The sequence below is a fragment of the Paenimyroides marinum genome (genome assembly GCF_900108395.1).
Taxonomy (GTDB): domain Bacteria; phylum Bacteroidota; class Bacteroidia; order Flavobacteriales; family Flavobacteriaceae; genus Flavobacterium; species Flavobacterium marinum.
The window spans coordinates 1-22,730 of sequence record NZ_FNXE01000042.1 but is presented as its reverse complement, the minus strand read 5'-3'; the positions used below and the strand labels follow the sequence as shown (position 1 = coordinate 22,730).

Sequence of the window (22,730 nt, the reverse complement as noted above, 5' to 3'; positions counted from 1 at the left end):
GAACTATGCTTGTAGACAAGCATATCAAATTTATCTTTTGGAATAAAATTGATGATTTGTTTGAAAATCGGCTGACCGACTAATTTCTTTTCTGTATCTTTATTGCTCATATTTTTGATTTGTCGTAAAACCAAAATATGAAAAAAGGAGCTAACCACAATGGGAAGCTCCTTAATTTTGAAAAGTTAGTCGGTTAGTAGTGAATAAAAATATAGAAATGAAAACAACTATTCAATATAACAACAAAGCGTACGAAATTGATTTGTCTAAGCCAATAGACATTTCATTACCTATTCAGAATAATGAACAAAACCCTATTGCCTGGTATTTGGATAAACCAGAAATAAATCCGGTGGTTATGGGCGATTTTGTAGGGAGTGTGGCATCTGGAAAATCATCGACAAATTTTAATAATATTTTGTTCAATCCACACGGACATGGTACGCATACCGAGTGTTTAGGGCATATCACCAAGGATTTTTATTCAATTAATCAAACGCTGGGAACCTTCTTTTTTACGGCAGAACTAATTTCGGTTACACCAGAATATCAAGGCGGTGATTTGGTAATTACCAAAAAGAATATCCAATCAGCTTTAAACGGAAAAATGCCCGAGGCGATTGTAATTCGTACGTTGCCTAATTCATCAGAAAAAAAGCATAAAAAGTATTCGAATACCAATCCTGCTTATTTATTAGAAGAAGCTGCTTTATTTATTGCATCGTTAGGTATTCAGCATTTGTTGATTGATTTGCCCAGCGTGGATAAAGAAATTGATGAAGGAAAATTAGTATCGCACAAAGCGTTCTGGAATGTAAAAAATGTTCAGAAGGTAAATCATGATGCCCGCTTTCACTGTACCATTACCGAATTAATTTTTGTAGAAGACGAAATTAAAGATGGTTCGTATATTTTAAACTTACAAATAGCTTCGTTTGAAAATGATGCATCGCCAAGTAAACCGGTGCTGTATAAAGTTTTGTAAAAAAGAAACTCCTTCATTTTTTGAAGGAGTTTATATATGGTATTAGTCTTGTTTTGTACCGTGGTTAATATCGTTTCGGTGCTCTAAAACCTCTAAATTTTCATCGATGAAATACGCACTTCCAAAACCATTTACATACGAACCTTTTACCGGATTTAAAGCAATCATGATAAAATCTTCCATAGCAGAAATTACATCAACTACTTTTCCGTGTGTTTCTTTTAATTGTTCTAAAACAACATTCCATTGATCAGAATCTCTTGTAATTTGGTTGGTCGTTACATCAAAAGTTAAACGTTCGCGGGCGTAAATTTGTTTTGATGAAGATTCATCAGCAATAAACATCATTGAAACATTTTTTTGATCTCTTAAATTGCGTGTGTGTCTTGCCATAAAAGAAACCAAAACGTAATATGTTGTTCCTATTTTTACAAACGGAGCATAGCTTGCATTTGGTATTCCTTGTGCATCAACGGTTGCTAAGATTACCGATTTTGAATTTGCAACCAGTTCTTTTACTTTTGGTGCAATGGGTTTAGCTTCTTTTTGTGCTTGTTGTGTGTTTGTTGTATTCATGATAAAAATTTTATTACAAAAATAGGTTATTTTTATTTGTTTTAAATAAAAATATCTTTTTAATTTTTATTGTTGGTGATTTCCTTAATGTTGTAATACATCATATTTTTTATCTGATTACAAACGATTTATAGCATTGCTGTTGCTATTATGTGCATTCGAAAGATTAACAGTCAGCTGTAAATATGAATTTACAGGCTTGTTATCAATTCGTCCGGGTATCCACTGAGTGGCATTTTCAATAGTAGATTTAATGGCGTCATTGCATAAACTTGTAGGAGATTTTACAAATTCTATTTTAGCTACTTTTCCCTTATCGGTAATTAAAACGTCAATCACTATTGTGGCTTCTTTACCTTTAAACGATCCTGTTTTACAATTCTTTGTTGCAGCCTCAATGCGTTTTAACAGCACTTCATATCCTCCACGATAAGATGCCATAACATCTACCTCTCGATAAACGGGAATTTCACGAATAATGGTGCGTTTTTTTGATAAAGAGTCCTGTGCATTTCCATTGAAGGCAATAAAGAACCCAAAAGTTAGATACAAAAGTTTTGTTTTCATAAGTACGTAGTATTTTTAGCAAAAGTACAATATAGTTTGCAATTTAAAAAGACTCTTTTTTTTGAGAATTGTTTATTATTTTTGCTTAAAAAAGCATTGAATTTGTTTAATTATAAAAATACCAAAATAAGTTATAGCGACTCAGGAAAGGGCAATGTTGTCTTGTTGCTTCATGGTTTCTTAGAGGATGCAACTATGTGGAAAAATATCATACCGCATTTAGAAAAACGCTATCGTGTAATTGCTGTTGATTTATTAGGACATGGAAAAAGCGAATGTTATGGATACATTCACACGATGGAAGACCAGGCAGATATGCTTTTTGCTTTAATTGCTGATCTTCGTTTGCGAAAGGTTTCACTGATTGGTCATTCTATGGGGGGATATGTGGCTTTGGCGTTTGCAGAGCTGTATCCTGACCATATCCGTTCAATGATTTTGTTGAATTCTTCTGCTCAACCTGATTCTCCTGAACGTAAAATAAACCGCGACCGTGCCATTGAAGTTGTTAAAAAAAACAGTACCGCATTTGTAAGAATGGCAGTTCAGAATTTATTTAGTGCCGATGCTCATAAATTGGTTTCCAAGCAAATTGAAGCATTGACACAGCAAGCTCTAAAAACGCCGGTACAGGGAATTATTGCCGCGTTAGAAGGAATGAAAATCAGAATAGACCGCGAGGCGTTGCTGCATTTTAGTCCGTACCCCAAATTGATGATTGCCGGCGAAAACGATACAATCATTCCGTTAGAAGATGTTAAAAATCAAACCGAAGGTACCAAAGTTGCTTTAGAAATTATTCCGGGCGGACACGTTTCTACAATTGAACAAGAAGCAAAAGTTCTTGCAATAATAATCGGTTTCTTGAAGAAAAACGGTTAATCGATTTTCTCTTCAAACGCAATTTCAGGATTCAAAATTTCATTCAACAAACGAACCAGTTCTGTTTTAAAATCAATCAAGAGCTCGTTAGTAATAAATTCCTGAACGATTTTATCTTGCTTTAAACCAAAAATCAAATAACCTGATTTCCTGTTTTTAAACGAATAAATTCCGGCTTGTATGGGTAAGCTGGTTTCCTTTTGATACATGAATCCGTAGAGTAACAGCTGAATGGCTTTTTCAAACTTTAGATCGGTTGTAATGTCATTAATTTCCTTAATTTGTACCTGATTTAAATCAACCTTTCCGGTTTTGTAATCAATAATTCGCAATACATTGTTTCGTATTTCAATTCTATCGGCAATTCCTGATAATTTTACCGGATAAGGCAATCGTTCATCACTCAAAACAGTTTCTAAATTTTGTTCCAAACCAATAATTTCAACAACATCACCTGCCTGCAATAACTCTTTTTCTAACATTAGAAAATGATGTACATTTCGTTTTGCCACTTCAAACGCCAAAAGGTTTTTTCCTTGTTTATCGGCATTATCGGAATAATTTAAATGGAACTGTTCTGCAACCGTAAGCTCATGTCTTTCTATCATTTCATTGACCATTTCAACTGTTAATTTTTGACCGACAAACGGAGTGTATAAATATTCTAAAGCCCCATGAATAATGGTTCCCAGGGTGTTTAAGGCAATGTTTTCTTCTACTTCTTCTACTTCGCGAATACCCAAAATTCGTTGCATATAAAACTGAATGGGATCACGCATGTAATTACCAATGGCTGAAGGAGAAAACCCTTTGTTGGTAGCAATTTCTTTTAAACGGCTCTGCAGCAATTCTGATTTTTCAATGACAAGTGGTTCATTTATCGTTTCGGGCGATTTTGCGAAATAATTATTCACTTTTACCGTGTGATTGTTTTGACGGTCTAATATCAATTGCGTAATGAATCTGCTTTTTTCACCGGCATCTAATCCTTCTGAATCGGAATTGTACAGCAAATAAACATTTTTGGCACGCAATAACAAATGGTAGAAGTGATAGGTGTAAATAGCATCTTTTTCTTTAAAAGTGGGTAATCCTAATTCCATTTTAACATCGTAAGGAATGAAAGAATTATTAGACTTTCCGGCAGGAAACTTTCCTTCGTTTAACGATGTAACAATAACATTGTCAAAATCTAACACCCTGCTTTCCAAAACGCCCATAACCTGTAATCCTTCTAATGGTTCACCTTCAAACGAGACCTCGGCAATATCGGCAACCTGTTTGTAAATGGTTTGCAATTGCTGAACAGTATCAATCACACCATATTTTAATTGATAGTTCTTGATCTGATTCATTACTTGATGAAAAGTGTATAAAAAAGTCAGTGAAATATCATCGTTGTTGGCACGCAGATGATCCCGAATTGAGAAAACAATCTGCTCTATTCTTTCGATAATTTCCAGAACATCGTTGTTCCATGGTTTGGTAATTAAGTTTAAAAACTTATTTTCTGATGTAATAAAATCTAATTTTCCAAGATCAAAAAAAGATAAATTCCGTTTGTTGATTTCAGATACGATTTCTTTTGTTTGAGCCAGATGTTCAATTAACGGATGCGATAAAACATCCAATACTTCCTTATGATAGAATACAGCCTTGCTTTTTCTGCGGCTTAAAGCGTTTGCCTGCATTTTAAACCATTTGGCAAAAAACAACTGTACCGGATTTGATTTACTGTCGTAATTCATTGTTACGTTTAAAGAAGTTACCGTGTTTGGCAAGGCGTACAGCACCGGAATTAACAGATTTTCTTCGGATAAAACGATAGCTGTTTTCTGTAGATTTTCATTCGTGCGTTGCAACTCTTCAATAACCGTTCCCACAATTTTTGCCTGACCGACTGATTTCGGCGTACTAATGATTTCAATGTTCTTTTTGTGTTTGAATTCGTCAACGATCCATTCATAAGGATGCGTTTTATAATACGACCAGTTTTGTTTGATTCGCCGGGCAAAGTATCCGGCACCATGATCCATATCGTTTAAAAAAACAGCATCAGTGTCCCAGAAAATTTTTGCCTGGTTGTTTTTCAGCAGTTTTTGAATAATCTGTTCTTCTGCCTGATTTAAAGCATTGAAACCGGCAAAATAATATAATTTATCGTGGTTTGAATCAATAAAATCATCTAATTGTTCAACTGCTTTTCGATAAGCCATTCCCTGATAACCCGTGCGATTTGCAGTTAAATGTTTTGTTAAGTGGTTGTAATAAACCGGTAGCTGATCCCAAAAAGTGATATAATTTTCTATCAAAGTACTGCGATCTTCGGTTTTTACAGACCAATGATTGATGTCATCAATATCTTTGAGATAATTAAAAACGTGTTGTGGCTTTAAAAGATAACGGTCTGTTTCGTTAAAATCTTGCAACAACATTTTTGCCCAATTGCTGAATTGTTCAAAATCTTGTTGTTCTGTTTTTGGAGTAATTTTTTTATAAACCTCATAAAATTCAAAGAGCAATTCTATACTGGTTAAAACATTTATTTTTGAAATGGAGGTTATCAGATCTTCGATACTGATGATTTCAGGAGCAAAGAACGTTTTGTTGGAAATTTTTTTAAATGATTCTAATAAAAACAAACGTGCCCGCTTGTTGGGTAAAACAATGGCAATGGACGAAAAGTCAAAGTTGTGATGTGTTACAATCTGCTGTGCAAGCTTATCTAAAAAAGTAGTCGTTTCCATTTTATAAAAATAAAAAAAACGTCCCGAATTTCGGGACGTTTCCTTATTATATTTTAACCAAATTATTTGATTAATTTAATTTCTGTACGACGGTTGTTAGCACGTCCTGCAACAGTTTTGTTGTCATCAATTGGACGTTTAGAACCAAAACCTTCAGCAGTTAAGCGGTCAGCAGAAATTCCTTTAGAAATCAAGTAATCTCTTACTGCATTTGCACGGTCATTTGATAATGGATCGTTGATTTTATCAGTACCTGTAGAATCTGTGTGACCTTCGATAGCAAATTTAGCATTAGGGAACTGGTTCATTACTTTAGCCATGTTATCTAATACCGCGAATGATTGCTCTTGGAAAGTTGATTTACCTGTGTTGAATAAGATTGTTTTTCCGTACTCATTCAATTGTTTGATATGCTCTTCTTTCACTTCAGGACATCCTTTGTTAGATGCAGGACCTGGAACATCTATACATTCATCGTCTTTATCGAAAACTCCGTCACCATCAGTATCTGGCCAAGGACAACCGTTGTTTTCTTTTGGACCAGCTTCTTCCGGACATTGATCGTCTTTATCAGCGATTCCGTCACCATCGGTATCAGGACATCCGTTGAATTCTTTTAATCCGAATTCTTCCGGACAAGCGTCTTCGTGATTAGGAACACCGTCACCATCAGAATCAGGACAACCGTTCATTGCTGCATCACCAAATTCGAAAGGACATTGATCATCTTTATCAGGGATTCCGTCACCATCAGAATCAGGACAACCGTTGAATTGTTTTAAACCAGCTTCTTCCGGACATTCATCGTATTTATCTAAGATTCCGTCACCATCAGTATCTTTTCCACCAAAACGGAAAGTAACCCCCGCTACGTGTTGTAAATGTGCAGGAACAGAAACATCATTTGCTCTTACCATATCGTCATCTTCAAATTGATGTTTGTAGGTAGAAGAAAGGTTTAAACCAATATTTTCAGAGAACCAGAAAGTAACTCCAATACCTCCGTTAACGTTTCCTGAAGATGCTTTTCCTAAGAAAGCATAACCTCCACCAACGTGAATATCCGGGTCAAACCATTTAGAACCGATTAATCCTCCAATACTGTACTTGAACTGACCATCAATACCGTAGTACATTAAATCAGTACTTTCCAATGTTCTTTGTCCGCTAAAATCTGAACCGATTAAATTGTTTTTAGGGTCAGCGTCCATAACCACTTTTTTCATTTTGTTTACAGATCCTGTAATACCAAATGAAACATTAGCGCCTAAATAACGTGATACATTTAACACAGAAGCAGATGGTAAGATACTCCAGTTATCAGTTTGGAAATATTGACCAAAACGATCTGCGAAATCTGTTGCAACACTTGAACGTCCACCGTCCAAAGCATTAACCCCCACAGTAATTGCCCATGGTTGATCAGCATTTTGTGCTTGTGTAGCTGTACCGGCTAATAACAAAGCAGCTGCAAATACTTTTAATTGTTTCATAACTATTCAATTTTCTACTTTACGTAATTTTGACAAAAATAATTTGTTTCAACGAATATACAAAATATTTTCTTGAAACCTTTAACATTTTTATAAGATTTTTTTATATAATGCCTAATTCTTTACCCACTTCGGTAAAAGCTTGTATGGCTTTATCTAAATGTTCCTGGGTGTGAGCCGCCGATAATTGTACACGGATACGGGCTTTATCTTTTGGAACCACCGGAAAGAAGAATCCAATAACATAGATGCCTTTTTCTAATAATTTATCTGCCATTTCCTGAGATAATTTGGCATCGTATAACATTACCGGAACAATCGCCGAATCACCGTCAATGATATCTAAACCGGCTGCTTTCATTCCTTTTTTAAAGTAATTGGTATTCCATTCTAACTGATCTCTTAATTTGGTGTCTTTCTTTAACAATTCAAATACTTTTAAAGAAGCTCCTACAATTGCCGGAGACAAAGAGTTTGAAAATAAATACGGACGGGAACGCTGACGCAAAATATCAATAATTTCTTTTTTCGCTGTAGTGTATCCGCCCATGGCACCACCTAAAGCTTTTCCTAATGTTCCGGTGATGATATCCACACGCCCCATAACGTTTTTAGCTTCTAAGGTTCCTTTACCTGATGCCCCGATAAATCCGGCTGCGTGGCATTCATCAACCATTACCATAGCATCATATTTTTCTGCCAAATCGCAAATTTTATCAAGCGGAGCAACCAATCCGTCCATAGAAAAAACGCCATCGGTCACAATTAATTTAAAACGGCGGCCATCGGCTACGGCTTGCTGTAATTGTTTTTCCAAATCGGTCATATCGTTATTTTCGTAACGGTAACGCGCTGCCTTACACAAACGAACCCCATCGATAATCGATGCGTGGTTTAAACTGTCTGAAATAATACAGTCTTCTGCACCTAATAACGGCTCAAAAACACCACCATTTGCATCAAATGCCGCGGCGTACAAAATAGTATCTTCGGTTCCGTAAAAATCGGCAATTTCTTTTTCTAATTGCTTGTGAATATCCTGAGTTCCGCAAATAAAACGAACAGACGACATTCCGAAACCGTGCGAATCCAATGCGTCTTTAGCTGCCTGAACCACTTCGGGGTGCGATGACAAGCCCAAATAATTGTTTGCACAAAAGTTTAAAACCGTTTCACCGGTACTAATGGTAATTTCAGCACCCTGCGGCGATGTAATAATACGTTCTTTTTTATACAGACCATTTTCTTTAATGGTGTCGATTTCATTTTGCAGGAAATCTTTAATTGCTCCGTACATAATTGTATGTTTAGTTTTTTCTATTATTGATTTTTACAAATGTATCATTTTTAAATCGTCTTGAATATATAACACTATTTTTTTTACTACTTTAAAACCCATTTCTTCAATTGCCAGAGCATAATCATTGATTTGTTTAATATATTTCGATTGCTCTTCACCGGTTTTATAATCAATAATATATGCCTTATTTCCGTTTAAAGCCACCCGGTCAGGTTTAATATTTTGAAACGATTTATGCAAAATGGTCCGTTCGTTGTAAATGATGTGTTCTTTTGTAAAAAACGGCTGCAATTCTGCGTGATGTACAATTTCTGTAATTTTTTCTTTGATTTCCGTTTCCTGTGTGACAGATACAAGTCCTTTTGAAACGGCGTTTTTTACAACAAAATTAATATCTTCTGCTGTAATGATTTCAGATAATAATTGATGGATTAAATTTCCCTTCTCAATGGCTTTTTGCTGTTTGGTGTCCCACATTAAGGCTTCGCGTTTGGCAATTTTTATTACCGATAAATCTATGGATTGTTCTACCGCTTGAATAACAATTGGTTTTTGAAGAACCTCTTGATTTTCACCTGAAACTTTTACGGGTTCCCCAAAAGGATAATCAAACACGTCGTCTGAAAAATGCCCCTTATCTTCTAAATAATTGACAAAAAAAGTTGCCAGTGTGTTAGGTAACATTCCGTTTTTTGCACGTTTATAATTGCTGATAATGTACAATTGTTCTTCGGCACGCGTTAATGCTACGTATAAAACATTTAAATTATCTAACAGTTCTTCCTGCTTTTTTTGTTCGTACAAACGCTGGGCGGTTTCGCCGTATATTTTCACATCGTTTTTTAAATCGACCAATGCTTTGGGAATGGTTAATTGATCGTTTTCTTCTAAATCAACCCACATTTTATCGCGCGATTTGGAGAAATCATCATCGGCAAACGGATAAATTACCACCGGAAATTCCAATCCTTTTGATTTGTGAACGGTCATTAACCGCACAGCATCTTCATTTTCGGGCGATGGAATACTTAATTTGTGGTAATTTTGTTCCCAATAATTTAAAAAATCGGCAATAGTTGATTGGTTTTTTACGGTGCGTTCTAAAATCAAATCCAAGAAATACTGTACGTAAGCCTCTGTTTTTTTTGTCGGAATAAAAGCAGAAACCAACAATTCAACCGCTATATACAGGTTGTTTTTTCTAAGTTCTTTAAAATCGACTGCAATTCCGAAATTCTTTAAATAAGTCTGAAAATAAGCTTCGGTATTTATCTCAATGCCTTTGTAAATCACATCGTGTACCGCCTGGTTTTTTGCGATATATCTGCCCACGTAATACAAAATCAGTGCCTTGGCTTCTTTGTCTTCATTGTTTTTCAAAAAACGGAGCAAATTCAACAACAACTGCACCTCAGTTGCATTGTTAATCAACAAGGTTTCTGACGACAAAATGCGGATACCGTTTTTGGTTAAATGATTGGCAACTTTAACACCGTCTTTACTTTTGCGGGTTAAAACCACAATGTCGCCTAAACGAAAACCTTGAGCCAAAACTTTTTCAATAGTTTTGAGAACTTCGTTTAAATATAAATCGTCTTTTGTGACTTCGTTGTCTATTAAATCGTTGTTTAAAAACGATATGTTTACAAAACCGCCTTTTTTAGAATTGGTGTGTTGATGCGAATGATTTTCATATAAATTCTGATAGGTTTCGTTCTCAAACCGATTGGACAAAAATTTAAAGATACCATTGTTAAACTCAATTATCTCAGAAAAGCTGCGGTAATTGGTATCTAAACTGATTGTGGTTTTTGACGGATTGGAAAATGGATTTCCATCTGCACTTAATTCGATAAACTGTTCAGCTTTTCCGCCACGCCAACGGTAAATTGCCTGTTTGGGATCGCCCACAATCATTAACGAACCTCCTTTTCCGTAATCATCCTGACCCGACAAGGCGTTGTCTATCAACGGAACCAGGTTTTGCCACTGCATTTGAGAAGTGTCCTGAAATTCATCAACAAAAAAGTGACGGTATTTTTCGCCTAATCGCTCATAGATGAATGGTGCCGGCTGGTTTTTTAATTCGTCGTAAATAATTCTGTTGAATTGTGAAATGGATAAAATTTGTTGCTCGTCTTGTATCCGTTTAATTTCGTTGCTGATGGAATTTAACAACGACAATGGTACCAGATTTTTTAAAAAAGCTTCGTAGAAATAAATCTTTCCGTATAAATTGTAAATTTTTCCGGTTGTTGACAGTAACAGAGGGATCAACTGCTTGATAACCTCTTTGTCTTTAGCTGTTTTATTGATTTTGATGTCTTCGGGCAGATAGTATTTTTTGTTGGTATTGTTAAAATTTCCGTCAACAATTCCCATTAGGTGCTTGGGGAAATATCCACCGCTAAACGATTTTAAATCCACACTGTTGTTTTCTAACAATTCCAAAGCATTTTTAGCCAAAGTAGCCGCTTTGTTATTTAATTGATTTATTTGTTCGTGCAACCAATTTTTAAGTGTTAAAAATGTTTGCATATCAACATCTTCAAAAGCTTCTAATTCTTGTTTGTTGTTTTCGTTTAGCAACAAACGTCCAATATCCATCAATTCATTGGTAACATCCCAACTTTTATCGTCATCGGCTTTACTGATCGAAAAATCAATCAATAATTTGGTCAGTTCCTCATCAATTCCCGCTTTTGCAATAATGGCATCAACGGCTTCCTGTAACAACGCTTCAGTGTCTAATGATACTTCAAAATGAAAAGGCAAATTCAAATCAAAAGCAAACGAACGAATTACTTTATGAGTGAATTTATCGATGGTAGAAATGTCAAACCCCGCATAATTGTGAATAATATTCTTTAAAATACGTTTTGATTTTTCGCGGATATACGCTTCGGTAAAATGGGTTTCGGTTATTATTTGTTCTAATAACTGGTATTCTTTTTTTGGAATATCGGTCAAGGTAAAAGCATAAATACACGAAACAATGCGCGATTTCATTTCGTTTACCGCCTTATTTGTAAAGGTAATTGCCAGAACATTTCGGTAGGCATCGTCTTTGTTAGAATAACCCAATAAAATTTTAAGGTATTCTTTTACAAGTGTGTGCGTTTTGCCGGCACCTGCCGATGCGTTATAGATGGTAAAAGCTGTTTTTTCCAAAATGATTCTTCTGATTTTTGATACAAGATATATTTTTTTGATGACTTTCAAACAAAAAACGATGCAATATTTTTGAGGGCTTTATTGAGAAAAACAATTTTACAAAATGTTCATAAAGTTTAGCATTCAATAATTTTTATCCTATTGCTATTTTGTGTAAATTTGAATGAAAATAATACTAATCTTAAAAAAAATATAATTATGGCTTTCGAATTACCGAAATTACCCTATGCTTATGATGCGTTAGAGCCTCATATTGATGCAAGAACAATGGAAATCCACTATTCTAAACACCACCAGGCATATACTACAAATTTAAATGCAGCAATTGAAGGGACTGATTTGGCAGGAAAATCAATCGAAGATATTTTAACTTCTTTAGACTTAAACAATAAAGCTGTTCGCAACAATGGTGGTGGTTTTTACAACCACAATTTATTTTGGGAAGTTATGGCACCAAACGCTGGCGGAGAACCTACAGGTGATTTAGCAGCTGCAATTAACGATGCTTTTGGAAGTTTTGAAGCCTTTAAAGATGCTTTTTCTAAAGCAGGTGCTACACAATTTGGTTCAGGATGGGCTTGGTTATGTGTTAAAAACGGTAAGTTAGAAGTATGCTCAACTGCAAACCAGGACAATCCTTTAATGCCGGGTATTGGTTGTGAAGGTACTCCGATTTTAGGTTTAGATGTTTGGGAACATGCTTACTACTTAAATTACCAAAACCGCAGACCCGATTACATCAATGCGTTTTTTAACGTGGTAAACTGGGATGTTGTAGCTAAAAAATATGCTGAGGCTAAATAATTAAATTAGTGTTTTATTAAAAATCGCCTTTTAAAGGCGATTTTTTTATTTTTGAATAAAATTTTAACAAAATTATTTCTTAAACAAACCACCAAGCATATCGCCTAAATTTCCATTTTTTACGGCACTAATCGCATCATCGATTCCTAATTTGCCATCGCCGTTTTGGTCAAGCATAGAAGTGGCATTACCACTGGTTAATGAGCCTAAAATATCGCCAATGTTAAAATCGCCACTTTTGGCTTTACCCATAACCATACTTAAAATTTGCGGTATGATGGTACTGGCAAAACTTCCTGATGTTCCGGCATCTAAACCTACATTTGTTCCTAATTTAGACGTTAACGATTCAATAATATTTTTAACTACAGGATTTGATGTTAATGAATTAACATCGCTTCCGCTAAACAGATTCATTAGTTCACTCATATTTCCGCCGGAAACAGCATTTTGTAATCCTTCCATTAAAGAATTTCCTGTTTCTTTGGCAACATTCCCTGCTAATTCATTTGAAATGTTTACATTGGTACCCACTTCTTTTTCAGTCAACTGACTTACAATTTGTTGAATTTGATTGTTCATTTTTTCTTTATTTTTTATAAAGATAATAAAAATTTCATTGTATCTACATCATCGGCATAATCCCATAACGCAGGATTTTGAGTAGAACCAAATGGCACACTATTTTCAATTAGCTGATTAGAAACAATACATTGAATCTTTTCATTATCTGAATTGATTTTATTTTTTAACGTTTCTAAATCTTCATAATATTCGTAAAAAACCGATGAAATGGGTGAAGCGTACGAGGTATCTTCTTTAATCGTCAAAAAACCGTTATCTAATATGTTGAAATTGCTCATTAAATACACCGCTTTGTTATAATCATAATTATTAGTATATTTTTCATCGTTTATCAAATCCTTAAAAACAAACATACTTTCAAAGAAAGCATCGAAATTGTATCCTTTCGGTACAAACAATTTAGAAACATTTCTGCACCCCAAGCCATAGTATCTGAAAATATCTTCGCCCAAGGCAAGCAGATCTTCTTTAGATTCGCTACCATTTAAAACGGCAACAGAATTGCGGTTTTTACGGATAATATTAGGGTGTTTTCCAAAATAATAATCAAAATAACGGGCTGTGTTATTACTTCCGGTGGCAATTACGGCATCAAAATTTCCCAGTTTTTCTTTAGTGATTTTGTAACGATTTTTTAATTCAGCTTCGATCGTTCCAAGATAATCAAGAACCAACGGAATCAGCAATTCATCGTTTGATGACAATTTTATCAATGCTTTATTGCCTGATATTAAAACCGAAAGCACATCGTGAAAACCAACCATAGGGATATTTCCGGCTAAGATCAATCCAATGGTTTTTAACTTTTCGTTGCTTAAGTCATAAGGTGCCAGCCATTTATCTAAATTTTCCTGGGTTAATGCATTACTCCATGATTTAAAAGCAAATTCTAATTGCGGGCGTTTAAACCAACTATTGCTTTCGTGTAACTGATCCATTAAACGTTCCATTTTGTCAAAGAATAAATCGTTAAACAAAACCGAATTATTTTGTTGGTAAGGCTGTGCTGTAAATTGCTCTAAAAATAAGCCTAATTGTATAAATGCCTTTTTTTTATCTTCTAAAATCATATAGATTTGTTTGTAAATTCTTTATGCAGTATTTTTGTACAAAGTTACACTAATTAAATAAAATCCTTGCTATGGCAATTATAATAACCGATGATTGTATTAATTGCGGTGCGTGCGAGCCTGAATGCCCAAACACTGCTATATACGAAGGAGCCGACGATTGGCGCTGGAAAGACGGTACCAAATTAAGCGGAAAAGTAATTTTACCCGATGGAACGGAAGTTGATGCCGAAGATGCGCAAACGCCTATTTCAGACGATATTTATTATATTGTTCCGGGAAAATGTACTGAATGTAAAGGGTTTCATGAAGAACCACAATGTGCTGCTGTTTGTCCGGTTGATTGTTGTGTTCCCGATGACGATCGGGTAGAAAGCGATGAGCTTTTATTAGAAAGACAGGCGTTTTTGCATAACGAATAGTTAAAAGCTTCGCAGTTTGCGGAGCTTTCTATATTTTTATAAAAAATTGAGTAATGAAAAAAATCATTTTATATTGTTTAACAGGCATTTTACTGACTGCTTGTGCTGCAAAAAAAGAAATTAAAGAAGATCAAACACTATTAAACGGAACCTGGGAATTAGCAGCGGCAAGTTTCAGTAAAGATGTATCGAAAGATTTTAAAGAAGGATTACCCACACTGACTTTTGACAGTTCTGAAAATTTATCGGTTTACGGATACGATGGCTGCAATAGAATCAACGGAAGAGCTGCTTTAAGTAAAAATAATGGTATTAGTTTTCCGCAAGAATTTATTTCTACAATGATGGCGTGTTCTAAAGTAAAAGACAGTGATTATAAACAAGCTTTATTGGCATCGACAAATTACGAATTAAAGAACAATGTTTTGATATTAAAATCAGAAAACGCTTCACTGAAATTTCATAAAGTTTCGCTAAACGGAAACTGGTATCTGGATAAAATTTATGTTGGAAAAATTAAAGCTGCAGATTTGTATCCTTATAAAAAACCGTTCATTAAAATAGACATTAATAAACCAACTTTCACTGGTAATACGGCTTGTAATGCTTTAAACGGACAGTTGTTAATGTTTCAAAACACCATGAAATTTAATCATATTTCAACAACCGAGATGTTTTGTCAAGATGTAAATGAAAAAGTTTTTATTAATGCTTTAGAAAAAGTTACGCATTATAAATTAGAAGGCACCCGGTTGATTTTGTTAGAAAAAGACAAAAAAATAATGGAAATGGTGCAACAGTATGAATAATAAATGCTAAACAAAAACTCCGGCAAAATTTAAACTTTGTCGGAGTTTTTGTTTGATAATTAGTTGTTTAATTTTAATTCACATTTTCCCACCATTTTTCAAAACTTTGATTGGGCTGATTTAAATAAACAATCTCGCCAATTTTTGGAGAAATCATTAAAATGTTTTGTTCTTTACTAAATTTGCTGACTTTTTCTAACGGTTCTTTCCACGGATGATTTGCCAATTTAAATTTTGAACTGTGTACAGGAAAAAATCTTTTTGCGTTTAAATCTAAACTTGCTTTAATTACTTCATCTGGCAACATATGAATGTATTTCCATTTGTGGTCGTATTGTCCGTTTTCTAAAATAGCTAAATCAAACGGGCCGAATTTTTCTCCAATTTCTTTAAAATGTGTATCGTAACCACTATCGCCACCCAGGTATAATTTCAAATTTTTTGTTTGTAAAACGTACGATGCCCATAAAGTAGTGTTGCGTTTAAAACTTCGTCCTGAGAAATGTCGGGCAGGAGTTGCGGTAATTTGAATACTTTCGTCTAAAGAAGCATTTTCGTGCCAATTTAATTCGGTAATGTTTTCTTTTGGAAATCCCCAATATTCTAAATGTTCGCCAACTCCTAACGGACAAATAATTTTTGTTATTTTGTCCTTCATCTTTTTAAAAGTGGTATAATCTAAATGATCGTAATGATCGTGGGTTAAAATCAAAACGTCAACTTTAGGAATGGAATCGTACGTGTAAATATCGGCACCTTTAAACGAATTGTTTGTACCATATAAAGGTGACGCATTTTTGGTTAAAACCGGATCAATTAAAAAAGATCTTCCGTCGATCTTCATATAGTAAGAAGAATGTCCAAACCATATTAAAAAATGGTCTTGTATTTTTAAATCGGTCAAACTTGTTTTAACGTACGGAATGCTGTCTGTGGGTCTTGTGTGTTGTGTTTTTGGAAAAAGCATTTCTTTTATTGCCGAAAAATAAGAAACTCCTTCAGCTAATGCGGGAGTGGGAGAGAGGTTGTGAAATTGCCCGTTTTTGTAATTTTTTGATTGGTGGATGTGTTGTAACCGTTCACCAGATGGCTGTTTGCCAAATAACGGATGTTGTAAGAACAATACTGTTCCCACAATTAAAATTCCAATGATGGTAAGAATAAAAAACATTGCTTTCTTTCGTTTAATTTTCATGAAGCGAAGGTCGAAAATTAAATTTGAAGATAAGTTAAAATAAAAATAAAAGTCAAGCGGTTAAACTTGACTTTTAGTTTTTTAATTTTTTATTTTTCTGCCGGAGCCTGATCAATCAATTCCATAAATTCGTCTAATTTAGGAGTGATGATGATCTGCGTTCTGCGGTTTTTGGTTTTACCTGCTTCGGAAGTATTGTCGGCTACAGGGTTGTATTCACCACGACCACCTGCTGTTAAACGTTTTGGATTTACACCGTATTGGTTTTGTAATGCCTGAACAACTGATGACGCACGTAAAGTACTTAAATCCCAGTTATTGCGGATGTTTTCACGAGAAATAGGTACATTGTCTGTGTTACCTTCAACCAACACATCGTAATCTTTATAATCATTAATGATTTTAGCTACTTTGCTTAATGTTTCACCGGCACGGTCTGATATTTCATAACTACCTGATTTATATAGCATATTGTCGGCTAACGAAATATAAACCACACCTTTTAGCACTTGTACATCAACATCTTTTAATTCTTCGCGGCTTAAAGAACGGGTTAAATTATTGGTTAAAACTACATTTAAAGAATCGCTTTTGTTTTTGGTGTTTACCAAATGCTGAATGTATTTGTTGCTGGCATTGATTTCATCAACCAATTTTGAAATATTTACATTTCCTTGAGTGATGCTGTTATCTAAAGATCCTTGTAAAGATGCCAAAGCTTTTTTCAGACTCTCGTTAGAAGCACGTTCTTGAGATAACATATCTTCTAAGCTTTGAACACGGGTGTTGCAAGCACTTAAATCAACCTGGGCACGATTGTAATTGCCTTGTAATGCCGAGTAACTTGATTCTAACTGGGCATATTTTTTCTTAGAAACGCAGCTTGTTAAGCTAATAGCCCCTAAAAGGATAACAGGAATTAAAATTCTTTTTCTCATAATTTAATTTTTTAATTTAAGTATAAAGATAAGAAATAAAATAAAAAAACACCCGAATTAACGAGTGTTTAAGATTTAAATTGTTTTGTACGGACGTTTTTTAGCGGTTACCCAAATGTAAATTCCTACAATGATAAACGGAATACTTAACCACTGCCCGGTTGATAATAATCCTAAAGAAGATTCAAAACCTCCTTGGCTTTCTTTTACGTATTCTACTATAAATCGGATTGTCCATAAGAAAACAAGGAAAATACCAAATATCTTTCCTAAATAATTTCGTGCATCAGTTTTCCAATACATGAAAAACAAGATAATGAAAAGAAGCACATACCCAAAAGCTTCGTACAATTGAGTGGGATGACGAAACGGAATGGCTTCTAATACCGATGAAAATCGAGGGTCGGTTTCAATCAATTTATAAGCTTCGTTTAAATCATTTGTTTGGGTGATGTTAAAAATGTTTTTTCCTCTCCAAAACTCTGATTCGCGGATAAATTTAATACCAAAAGGGAATGATTTATCAACAATATGTCCGTAAATTTCTGAATTAAAAAAGTTTCCAAACCGTACAAAAACGCCGCCAATTGTTATTGGTAGAACCACTCGGTCTAAAATCCATAACAATGGTTTTTTAATGATTCTGCTGTAAAAAATCATTGCTAAAATAATTGCTATAGCCGCACCGTGACTTGCTAAACCTCTAAAACCGGTAAACTCAAATTTAGGTTCAAATTTAAAAGGTAATAAAATCTCCCACGGATGATCTTTATAGTAATCTTGCCAACTATAAAAGAAAACATCGCCTAAACGAGCACCCAATAACGTAGCAATGAACGTGTAGAAAAAAAGTTTGTCCAATTCGTCTTGCGAACGGTTTTCGCGTTCATAAATTTTTTTCATGATGTAATAACCTAATGAAAAGGCTACAACAAACATTAAACTGTAAAAATGAAGGGTAAAACCTGCAATGGTAATTCCTTCAGATGGATTCCAGATCATAGTAAATGGTTTAGTGTTATTTATGGAACAGGGTCATAACCGGATTTTCCCCAGGGATGGCATTTTGAAATGCGTTTAATGCCCAGCCAGCTGCCTTTGATCAATCCGTGTTTTTTTAAGGCTTCTAAGGTATAATGCGAGCAGGTTGGTGAAAAACGACAACTTGCCGGAGTGAAAGGCGATATACAAACCTGATAAAACCGGATGAGAAAAACAAAGGGAAAAATTAAGATTTTCTTGATGAGTTCCATAGTTTCAAAGATAAAAAAAGCTACTTGATTCAGTAGCTTTTTTTAGAAAATATTAAAAACTTGAGTTCGATTAACAAACTGTTGATTTTTAAAGCATTGTTTGAATGCTGCAAGGTTTTTAAAACCTTGTAGCTTTAATTTTTTGATAATTTATACCTACAAGGTCAAAAAAAGACCTTTCAGGATTAACCAACTTTTATGATATGTTAATTATCAATGAATTATCAATCGAATTGAGGTTATAAAGTAAAGGTGGTGCCTTCTTTTCCGTCTTTTAACTCAATACCTATCGCAGCTAATTGATTCCGAATTAAATCAGACAGAGCAAAATCTTTATTGGCACGGGCTTCGTTGCGCATATTTATTAAAATGTTTACCACATTTTCTAATTTGTCATTGCTGTCTGTGTTTACATCTTCATTAAACAAGCCTAAAACATCAAAAACAAATGCGTTTAACGTAGCTGTTAATACCTCTTTGTCATTTTGGGTGATGCTTTCTTTACCGTCTTGTATCAGATTTATGGCTTTTACAGCATCAAACAAATGAGCAATTAAAATGGGACTGTTAAAGTCGTCGTTCATTGCATCATAACATTTCTGTTTCCATTCCTGAACGTTGAAGTTAGAATGTGAAGAAACAGGAAGGTTTGCGGCATTGTCAATCGCTTCCATTAAACGTTGAAATCCTTTTTCGGATGCCTGAATGGCATCGTCAGAAAAATCTAAAATGCTGCGGTAATGTGCCTGTAAAATAAAAAAACGTACCACAGCCGGATGATAAGCTTTGCTTAAAATGGTGTTTTCTCCGGAAAATAATTCTTGTGGAAGAATGTTGTTCCCTGTTGATTTCGACATTTTTTTTCCGTTCAGTGTTAACATATTGGCGTGCATCCAGTAATTAACCGGTGTGTTTCCGCACGAGGCTTCGTTTTGGGCAATTTCACATTCGTGATGCGGAAATTTTAAATCCATTCCGCCACCGTGTATGTCAAAATGATCACCTAAATATTTGGTGCTCATTGCGGTACATTCTAAATGCCAACCGGGGAAACCATCGCCCCAGGGTGAAGGCCAACGCATAATGTGTTCTGCCTCTGCTTTTTTCCAAAGCGCAAAATCTAACGGATTTCGTTTATCTGACTGACCGTCTAATTCGCGGGTATTGGCAATCATATCTTCGATGTTTCTGCCAGATAAAACGCCGTAATCATAGGTTTGGTCAAATTTTTCAATATCGAAATAAACCGATCCGTTTACTTCATAACCGTATCCGTTATCAATAATTTTTTGAATTACCTGAATTTGCTCAATAATGTGACCTGTTGCTGTGGGTTCAATGCTTGGTTCTAAATTGTTGAATTGCTTTAAAATCTGATGGAAATTCACGGTGTATTTTTGTGCAACTTCCATAGGTTCAATTTGTTCTAAACGAGCTTTCTGCGCAATTTTATCTTCGCCTGCATCTGCATCGTCCACAATGTGCCCCACATCGGTAATGTTACGGACATAACGTACCTGATATCCCAAATGTTTCAAGTACCTGAAAACTAAATCAAATGAAATAAATGTTCTACAATTTCCTAAATGTACAAAGTTGTAAACCGTTGGTCCACAAACGTACATACCTATTTTACCGGAGTGGATAGGAGTAAAATCTTCTTTTTTTCCAGAAATGGAATTATAAATTTTAAGTTGATTTTGATTGTATAACATATAATAAGGATTAGAATTTTGTTTCTAACTGGATATAATTTAGGAACTCTTTACGAGTATTTTCGTTTTTAAATGCACCGCTGTATTCAGCAGTAACGGTTGAACTTTCAATATCGCGGATACCGCGTGAATTTACACAAAGGTGTTTGGCATCTATTACACAAGCAACGTCTTGGGTATTTAATACGCGTTTTAACTCTTCAACAATCTGGATGGTTAAACGTTCTTGTACCTGCGGACGTTTCGCATAATAATCAACAATGCGGTTCATTTTTGATAAACCAACCACTTTTCCGTTTGAAATATAGGCTACATGTGCACGACCAACAATAGGTAACAAGTGATGTTCACAGGTAGAATAAACCACAATGTTTTTTTCAACCAACATTTCGCCATACTTATATTTGTTGTCAAAAGTTGACGAAGAAGGTTTTTTAGCAGGATTTAAGCCACCAAAAATTTCTTTAACAAACATTTTAGCTACACGGTTTGGAGTTCCCTTTAAACTGTCGTCGGTTAAGTCCATTCCTAAAGTGTTTAGTATATTTTCAACATCTTTTTTTATCAGTTCAATTTTTTCGTCGTCACTTATATCAAAAGCGTTTGCTTTTAAAGGCGTATAATCGCTTGTGCCAATGTGGTTGTTGCCAATTTCATCGTGCAAGGCATCAGATTTACACATAGTATATTCATTTAATTTTAATAGAGTGCAAATATAGTGAATTGCAATAAGAAAACGTTTTTTATTAATAATTTGATAAGAAATTATCGATATAAAAGCAGCTAAAGCTATTCCGATAAATTGTTAAAGTTTGCTTTGTTTGAAATTTTTTCCAAAAAAAACTTAATAGTTTCTTAAATTTGTGTAAATTTCGCTTTTTTATATAGATTAACTCATATTAAATAATTCTTAAATAACTATGAGAAACAAATATTTATTAATACTGTTTTTAGTAACTGGCTTTTTGGGGTTTAGCCAGCAGTATAATTATGTTCAAATTGATGATAGCTATACTGCTGAACAACTTATAAAAGAGGTTTTGGTTAATTCGGCATGTGACTTGGTGTCAAACGTTAGGTATCAGTATGGTAGTGGTGTACCTGCTTCTAATGCTGTTAAAGCAGCAGGTTACTTTAATAGAAATGGGAGTGATTTTCCTTTTGAAGACGGTATTGTATTGGCAACTGATATGGCAGTTGGGGTTGAAGGACCTTGTACACCAGGAGGTGGTCCAACTAGCCCAAACCAGTTCAGATGGACAGGCGACCAAGACTTAATAGACTTAATCAATGACGCAGGAGGGTGGCCAACTACTCCTGTAAACCCCTCAGATATGAGGTCAACAGTAATTGATTTTGAGTTTATCCCTGTACAAAATACCGTTAATTTTGAATATTTATTTGGTAGTCATAGTTATAACAGAGGTTGTAATTTTGATTGTGGTAATGGAGCTATGTTTGGTGCCTGGTTAATTGATTTAACCACTGGTGTGGGAGAAAATATAGCAAGAATTCCCGGAGTTAATAGTCCAATTTCTATTAATACGTTACGTGACAATGATAAGACAGATCCGATTAATTGTGCAGCAGGGGTAGGGTCAATCAATCCGTTGTATTTTGGAAATGCTTATGGCACTGGAGTTAATCAAGTGCCGGCAATAGCAGCACCTATAAATCTTTCTGGTCATACAATAGCGATGACGTCGTTAACAGCTAATGTAATTGTAGGGCGTAAATATAAAATTAAATTAGCAGTTATAGATTTCTGTCCTAGTGCTTCTCACACCAGTGCAGTGTTTTTTAAAGCAGGCAGTTTTGATATAGGAAATTTAGATTTAGGAGATCCTGTGTTGATAGAAAACGGTGAAGGCTTGTGTGTAGGCGACAGTTACACATTAGAGTCAGGATTAGATCCTAACTTATTTACTTTTGAGTGGTATAAAGACGGAGTGAAGATTCCGGGTCAGACCGGAGCGAATCTGGTAGTCACAGAGACCGGCGATTATTACGTAAAAGGTTTTATACCTAGTGTAACAAACTGTGTCATGGAATCTGATCCAGTACGTATAGAGTTTCACGATTACGTGAATATCAGTACTCCGCAGAATTTAACAGCTTGTCCTAATGCGGGGTCAGAGACGCGTTTTGATTTAACTGATGCTGTATCGAATGTAACGAGCAATCCTGATATATTATTTAATTTTTATACGAGCCA

20 protein-coding genes are annotated in these 22,730 nt (G+C 34.8%); 6 read left to right on the top strand and 14 right to left on the bottom strand.

Annotated features, from left to right (window positions below; genetic code table 11):
• The first annotated feature begins 217 nt into the window (after positions 1 to 217).
• Positions 218 to 985 (top strand): cyclase family protein, encoded by a 768-nt coding sequence (locus tag BLW20_RS12140; protein ID WP_091101465.1) that lies wholly within the window; start codon positions 218 to 220, stop codon positions 983 to 985.
• Between the two features lie 42 nt (positions 986 to 1,027).
• Here BLW20_RS12140 and BLW20_RS12135 read toward each other — a convergent pair whose 3' ends face one another.
• Positions 1,028 to 1,561, bottom strand: coding sequence for a pyridoxamine 5'-phosphate oxidase family protein (locus tag BLW20_RS12135; RefSeq protein WP_091101453.1), 534 nt, complete (start codon positions 1,559 to 1,561; stop codon positions 1,028 to 1,030).
• A gap of 117 nt (positions 1,562 to 1,678) precedes the next feature.
• Positions 1,679 to 2,128, bottom strand: coding sequence for an energy transducer TonB (locus BLW20_RS12130; RefSeq protein ID WP_091101449.1), 450 nt, complete (start codon positions 2,126 to 2,128; stop codon positions 1,679 to 1,681).
• Positions 2,129 to 2,230: 102 nt separating this feature from the next.
• On the opposite strand from BLW20_RS12130, the gene BLW20_RS12125 reads away from it, so the two are divergent.
• The gene (locus BLW20_RS12125) at positions 2,231 to 3,010 is read left to right on the top strand and encodes an alpha/beta fold hydrolase (RefSeq protein ID WP_317039290.1); all 780 of its coding nucleotides are present in this window, start codon (positions 2,231 to 2,233) and stop codon (positions 3,008 to 3,010) included.
• Here BLW20_RS12125 and BLW20_RS12120 read toward each other — a convergent pair.
• The 4 genes from BLW20_RS12120 to BLW20_RS12105 form a co-directional block, all read right to left on the bottom strand.
• Positions 3,007 to 5,757 carry a PD-(D/E)XK nuclease family protein gene (locus tag BLW20_RS12120; protein WP_091101446.1) on the bottom strand — a complete coding sequence of 917 codons (2,751 nt, stop codon included), beginning with the start codon at positions 5,755 to 5,757 and terminating at the stop codon, positions 3,007 to 3,009. The genes BLW20_RS12125 and BLW20_RS12120 overlap by 4 nt on opposite strands.
• A gap of 62 nt (positions 5,758 to 5,819) precedes the next feature.
• Positions 5,820 to 7,250 carry an OmpA family protein gene (locus tag BLW20_RS12115; RefSeq protein ID WP_091101444.1) on the bottom strand — a complete coding sequence of 477 codons (1,431 nt, stop codon included), beginning with the start codon at positions 7,248 to 7,250 and terminating at the stop codon, positions 5,820 to 5,822.
• A gap of 103 nt (positions 7,251 to 7,353) precedes the next feature.
• Positions 7,354 to 8,547, bottom strand: a complete 1,194-nt coding sequence (gene kbl, locus BLW20_RS12110; protein WP_091101441.1) for a glycine C-acetyltransferase — start codon at positions 8,545 to 8,547, stop codon at positions 7,354 to 7,356.
• A 33-nt stretch (positions 8,548 to 8,580) separates the two neighbouring features.
• The gene (locus BLW20_RS12105; RefSeq protein WP_177165091.1) at positions 8,581 to 11,724 is read right to left on the bottom strand and encodes a UvrD-helicase domain-containing protein; all 3,144 of its coding nucleotides are present in this window, start codon (positions 11,722 to 11,724) and stop codon (positions 8,581 to 8,583) included.
• A gap of 198 nt (positions 11,725 to 11,922) precedes the next feature.
• On the opposite strand from BLW20_RS12105, the gene BLW20_RS12100 reads away from it, so the two are divergent.
• Positions 11,923 to 12,528, top strand: a complete 606-nt coding sequence (locus BLW20_RS12100; RefSeq protein ID WP_091101435.1) for a superoxide dismutase — start codon at positions 11,923 to 11,925, stop codon at positions 12,526 to 12,528.
• A gap of 72 nt (positions 12,529 to 12,600) precedes the next feature.
• On the opposite strand, the gene BLW20_RS12095 is transcribed toward BLW20_RS12100, so the two are convergent.
• Positions 12,601 to 13,110 carry a hypothetical protein gene (locus BLW20_RS12095; RefSeq protein ID WP_091101430.1) on the bottom strand — a complete coding sequence of 170 codons (510 nt, stop codon included), beginning with the start codon at positions 13,108 to 13,110 and terminating at the stop codon, positions 12,601 to 12,603.
• Positions 13,111 to 13,124: 14 nt separating this feature from the next.
• A complete protein-coding gene (locus tag BLW20_RS12090; protein WP_091101426.1) occupies positions 13,125 to 14,183 on the bottom strand; it encodes an acyl-CoA reductase in 1,059 nt (352 codons plus the stop codon).
• A gap of 71 nt (positions 14,184 to 14,254) precedes the next feature.
• Between BLW20_RS12090 and BLW20_RS12085 the strand changes: the two genes are divergently transcribed.
• Positions 14,255 to 14,605, top strand: a complete 351-nt coding sequence (locus BLW20_RS12085; protein ID WP_091101422.1) for a 4Fe-4S dicluster domain-containing protein — start codon at positions 14,255 to 14,257, stop codon at positions 14,603 to 14,605.
• Positions 14,606 to 14,658: 53 nt separating this feature from the next.
• Positions 14,659 to 15,414 (top strand): META domain-containing protein, encoded by a 756-nt coding sequence (locus BLW20_RS12080; protein WP_091101419.1) that lies wholly within the window; start codon positions 14,659 to 14,661, stop codon positions 15,412 to 15,414.
• Between the two features lie 73 nt (positions 15,415 to 15,487).
• Here BLW20_RS12080 and BLW20_RS12075 read toward each other — a convergent pair whose 3' ends face one another.
• The 6 genes from BLW20_RS12075 to folE form a co-directional block, all read right to left on the bottom strand.
• The gene (locus BLW20_RS12075; protein WP_218143521.1) at positions 15,488 to 16,609 is read right to left on the bottom strand and encodes an MBL fold metallo-hydrolase; all 1,122 of its coding nucleotides are present in this window, start codon (positions 16,607 to 16,609) and stop codon (positions 15,488 to 15,490) included.
• Between the two features lie 89 nt (positions 16,610 to 16,698).
• On the bottom strand, positions 16,699 to 17,547 hold the full coding sequence (locus tag BLW20_RS12070; RefSeq protein ID WP_091101415.1) for an OmpA/MotB family protein: 849 nt from the start codon (positions 17,545 to 17,547) through the stop codon (positions 16,699 to 16,701).
• A 75-nt stretch (positions 17,548 to 17,622) separates the two neighbouring features.
• Positions 17,623 to 18,549 carry a prolipoprotein diacylglyceryl transferase gene (gene lgt / locus BLW20_RS12065; RefSeq protein ID WP_091101411.1) on the bottom strand — a complete coding sequence of 309 codons (927 nt, stop codon included), beginning with the start codon at positions 18,547 to 18,549 and terminating at the stop codon, positions 17,623 to 17,625.
• Between the two features lie 20 nt (positions 18,550 to 18,569).
• Positions 18,570 to 18,800, bottom strand: a complete 231-nt coding sequence (gene yidD / locus BLW20_RS12060) for a membrane protein insertion efficiency factor YidD (RefSeq protein ID WP_091101406.1) — start codon at positions 18,798 to 18,800, stop codon at positions 18,570 to 18,572.
• Positions 18,801 to 19,039: 239 nt separating this feature from the next.
• On the bottom strand, positions 19,040 to 20,515 hold the full coding sequence (gene cysS / locus BLW20_RS12055) for a cysteine--tRNA ligase (RefSeq protein WP_091101403.1): 1,476 nt from the start codon (positions 20,513 to 20,515) through the stop codon (positions 19,040 to 19,042).
• A 10-nt stretch (positions 20,516 to 20,525) separates the two neighbouring features.
• Positions 20,526 to 21,197, bottom strand: a complete 672-nt coding sequence (folE, locus tag BLW20_RS12050) for a GTP cyclohydrolase I FolE (RefSeq protein WP_091101399.1) — start codon at positions 21,195 to 21,197, stop codon at positions 20,526 to 20,528.
• A gap of 382 nt (positions 21,198 to 21,579) precedes the next feature.
• Between folE and BLW20_RS12045 the strand changes: the two genes are divergently transcribed.
• The coding region (locus BLW20_RS12045) for a choice-of-anchor L domain-containing protein (RefSeq protein ID WP_177165089.1) at positions 21,580 to 22,730 on the top strand (1,151 nt) is incomplete at its 3' end.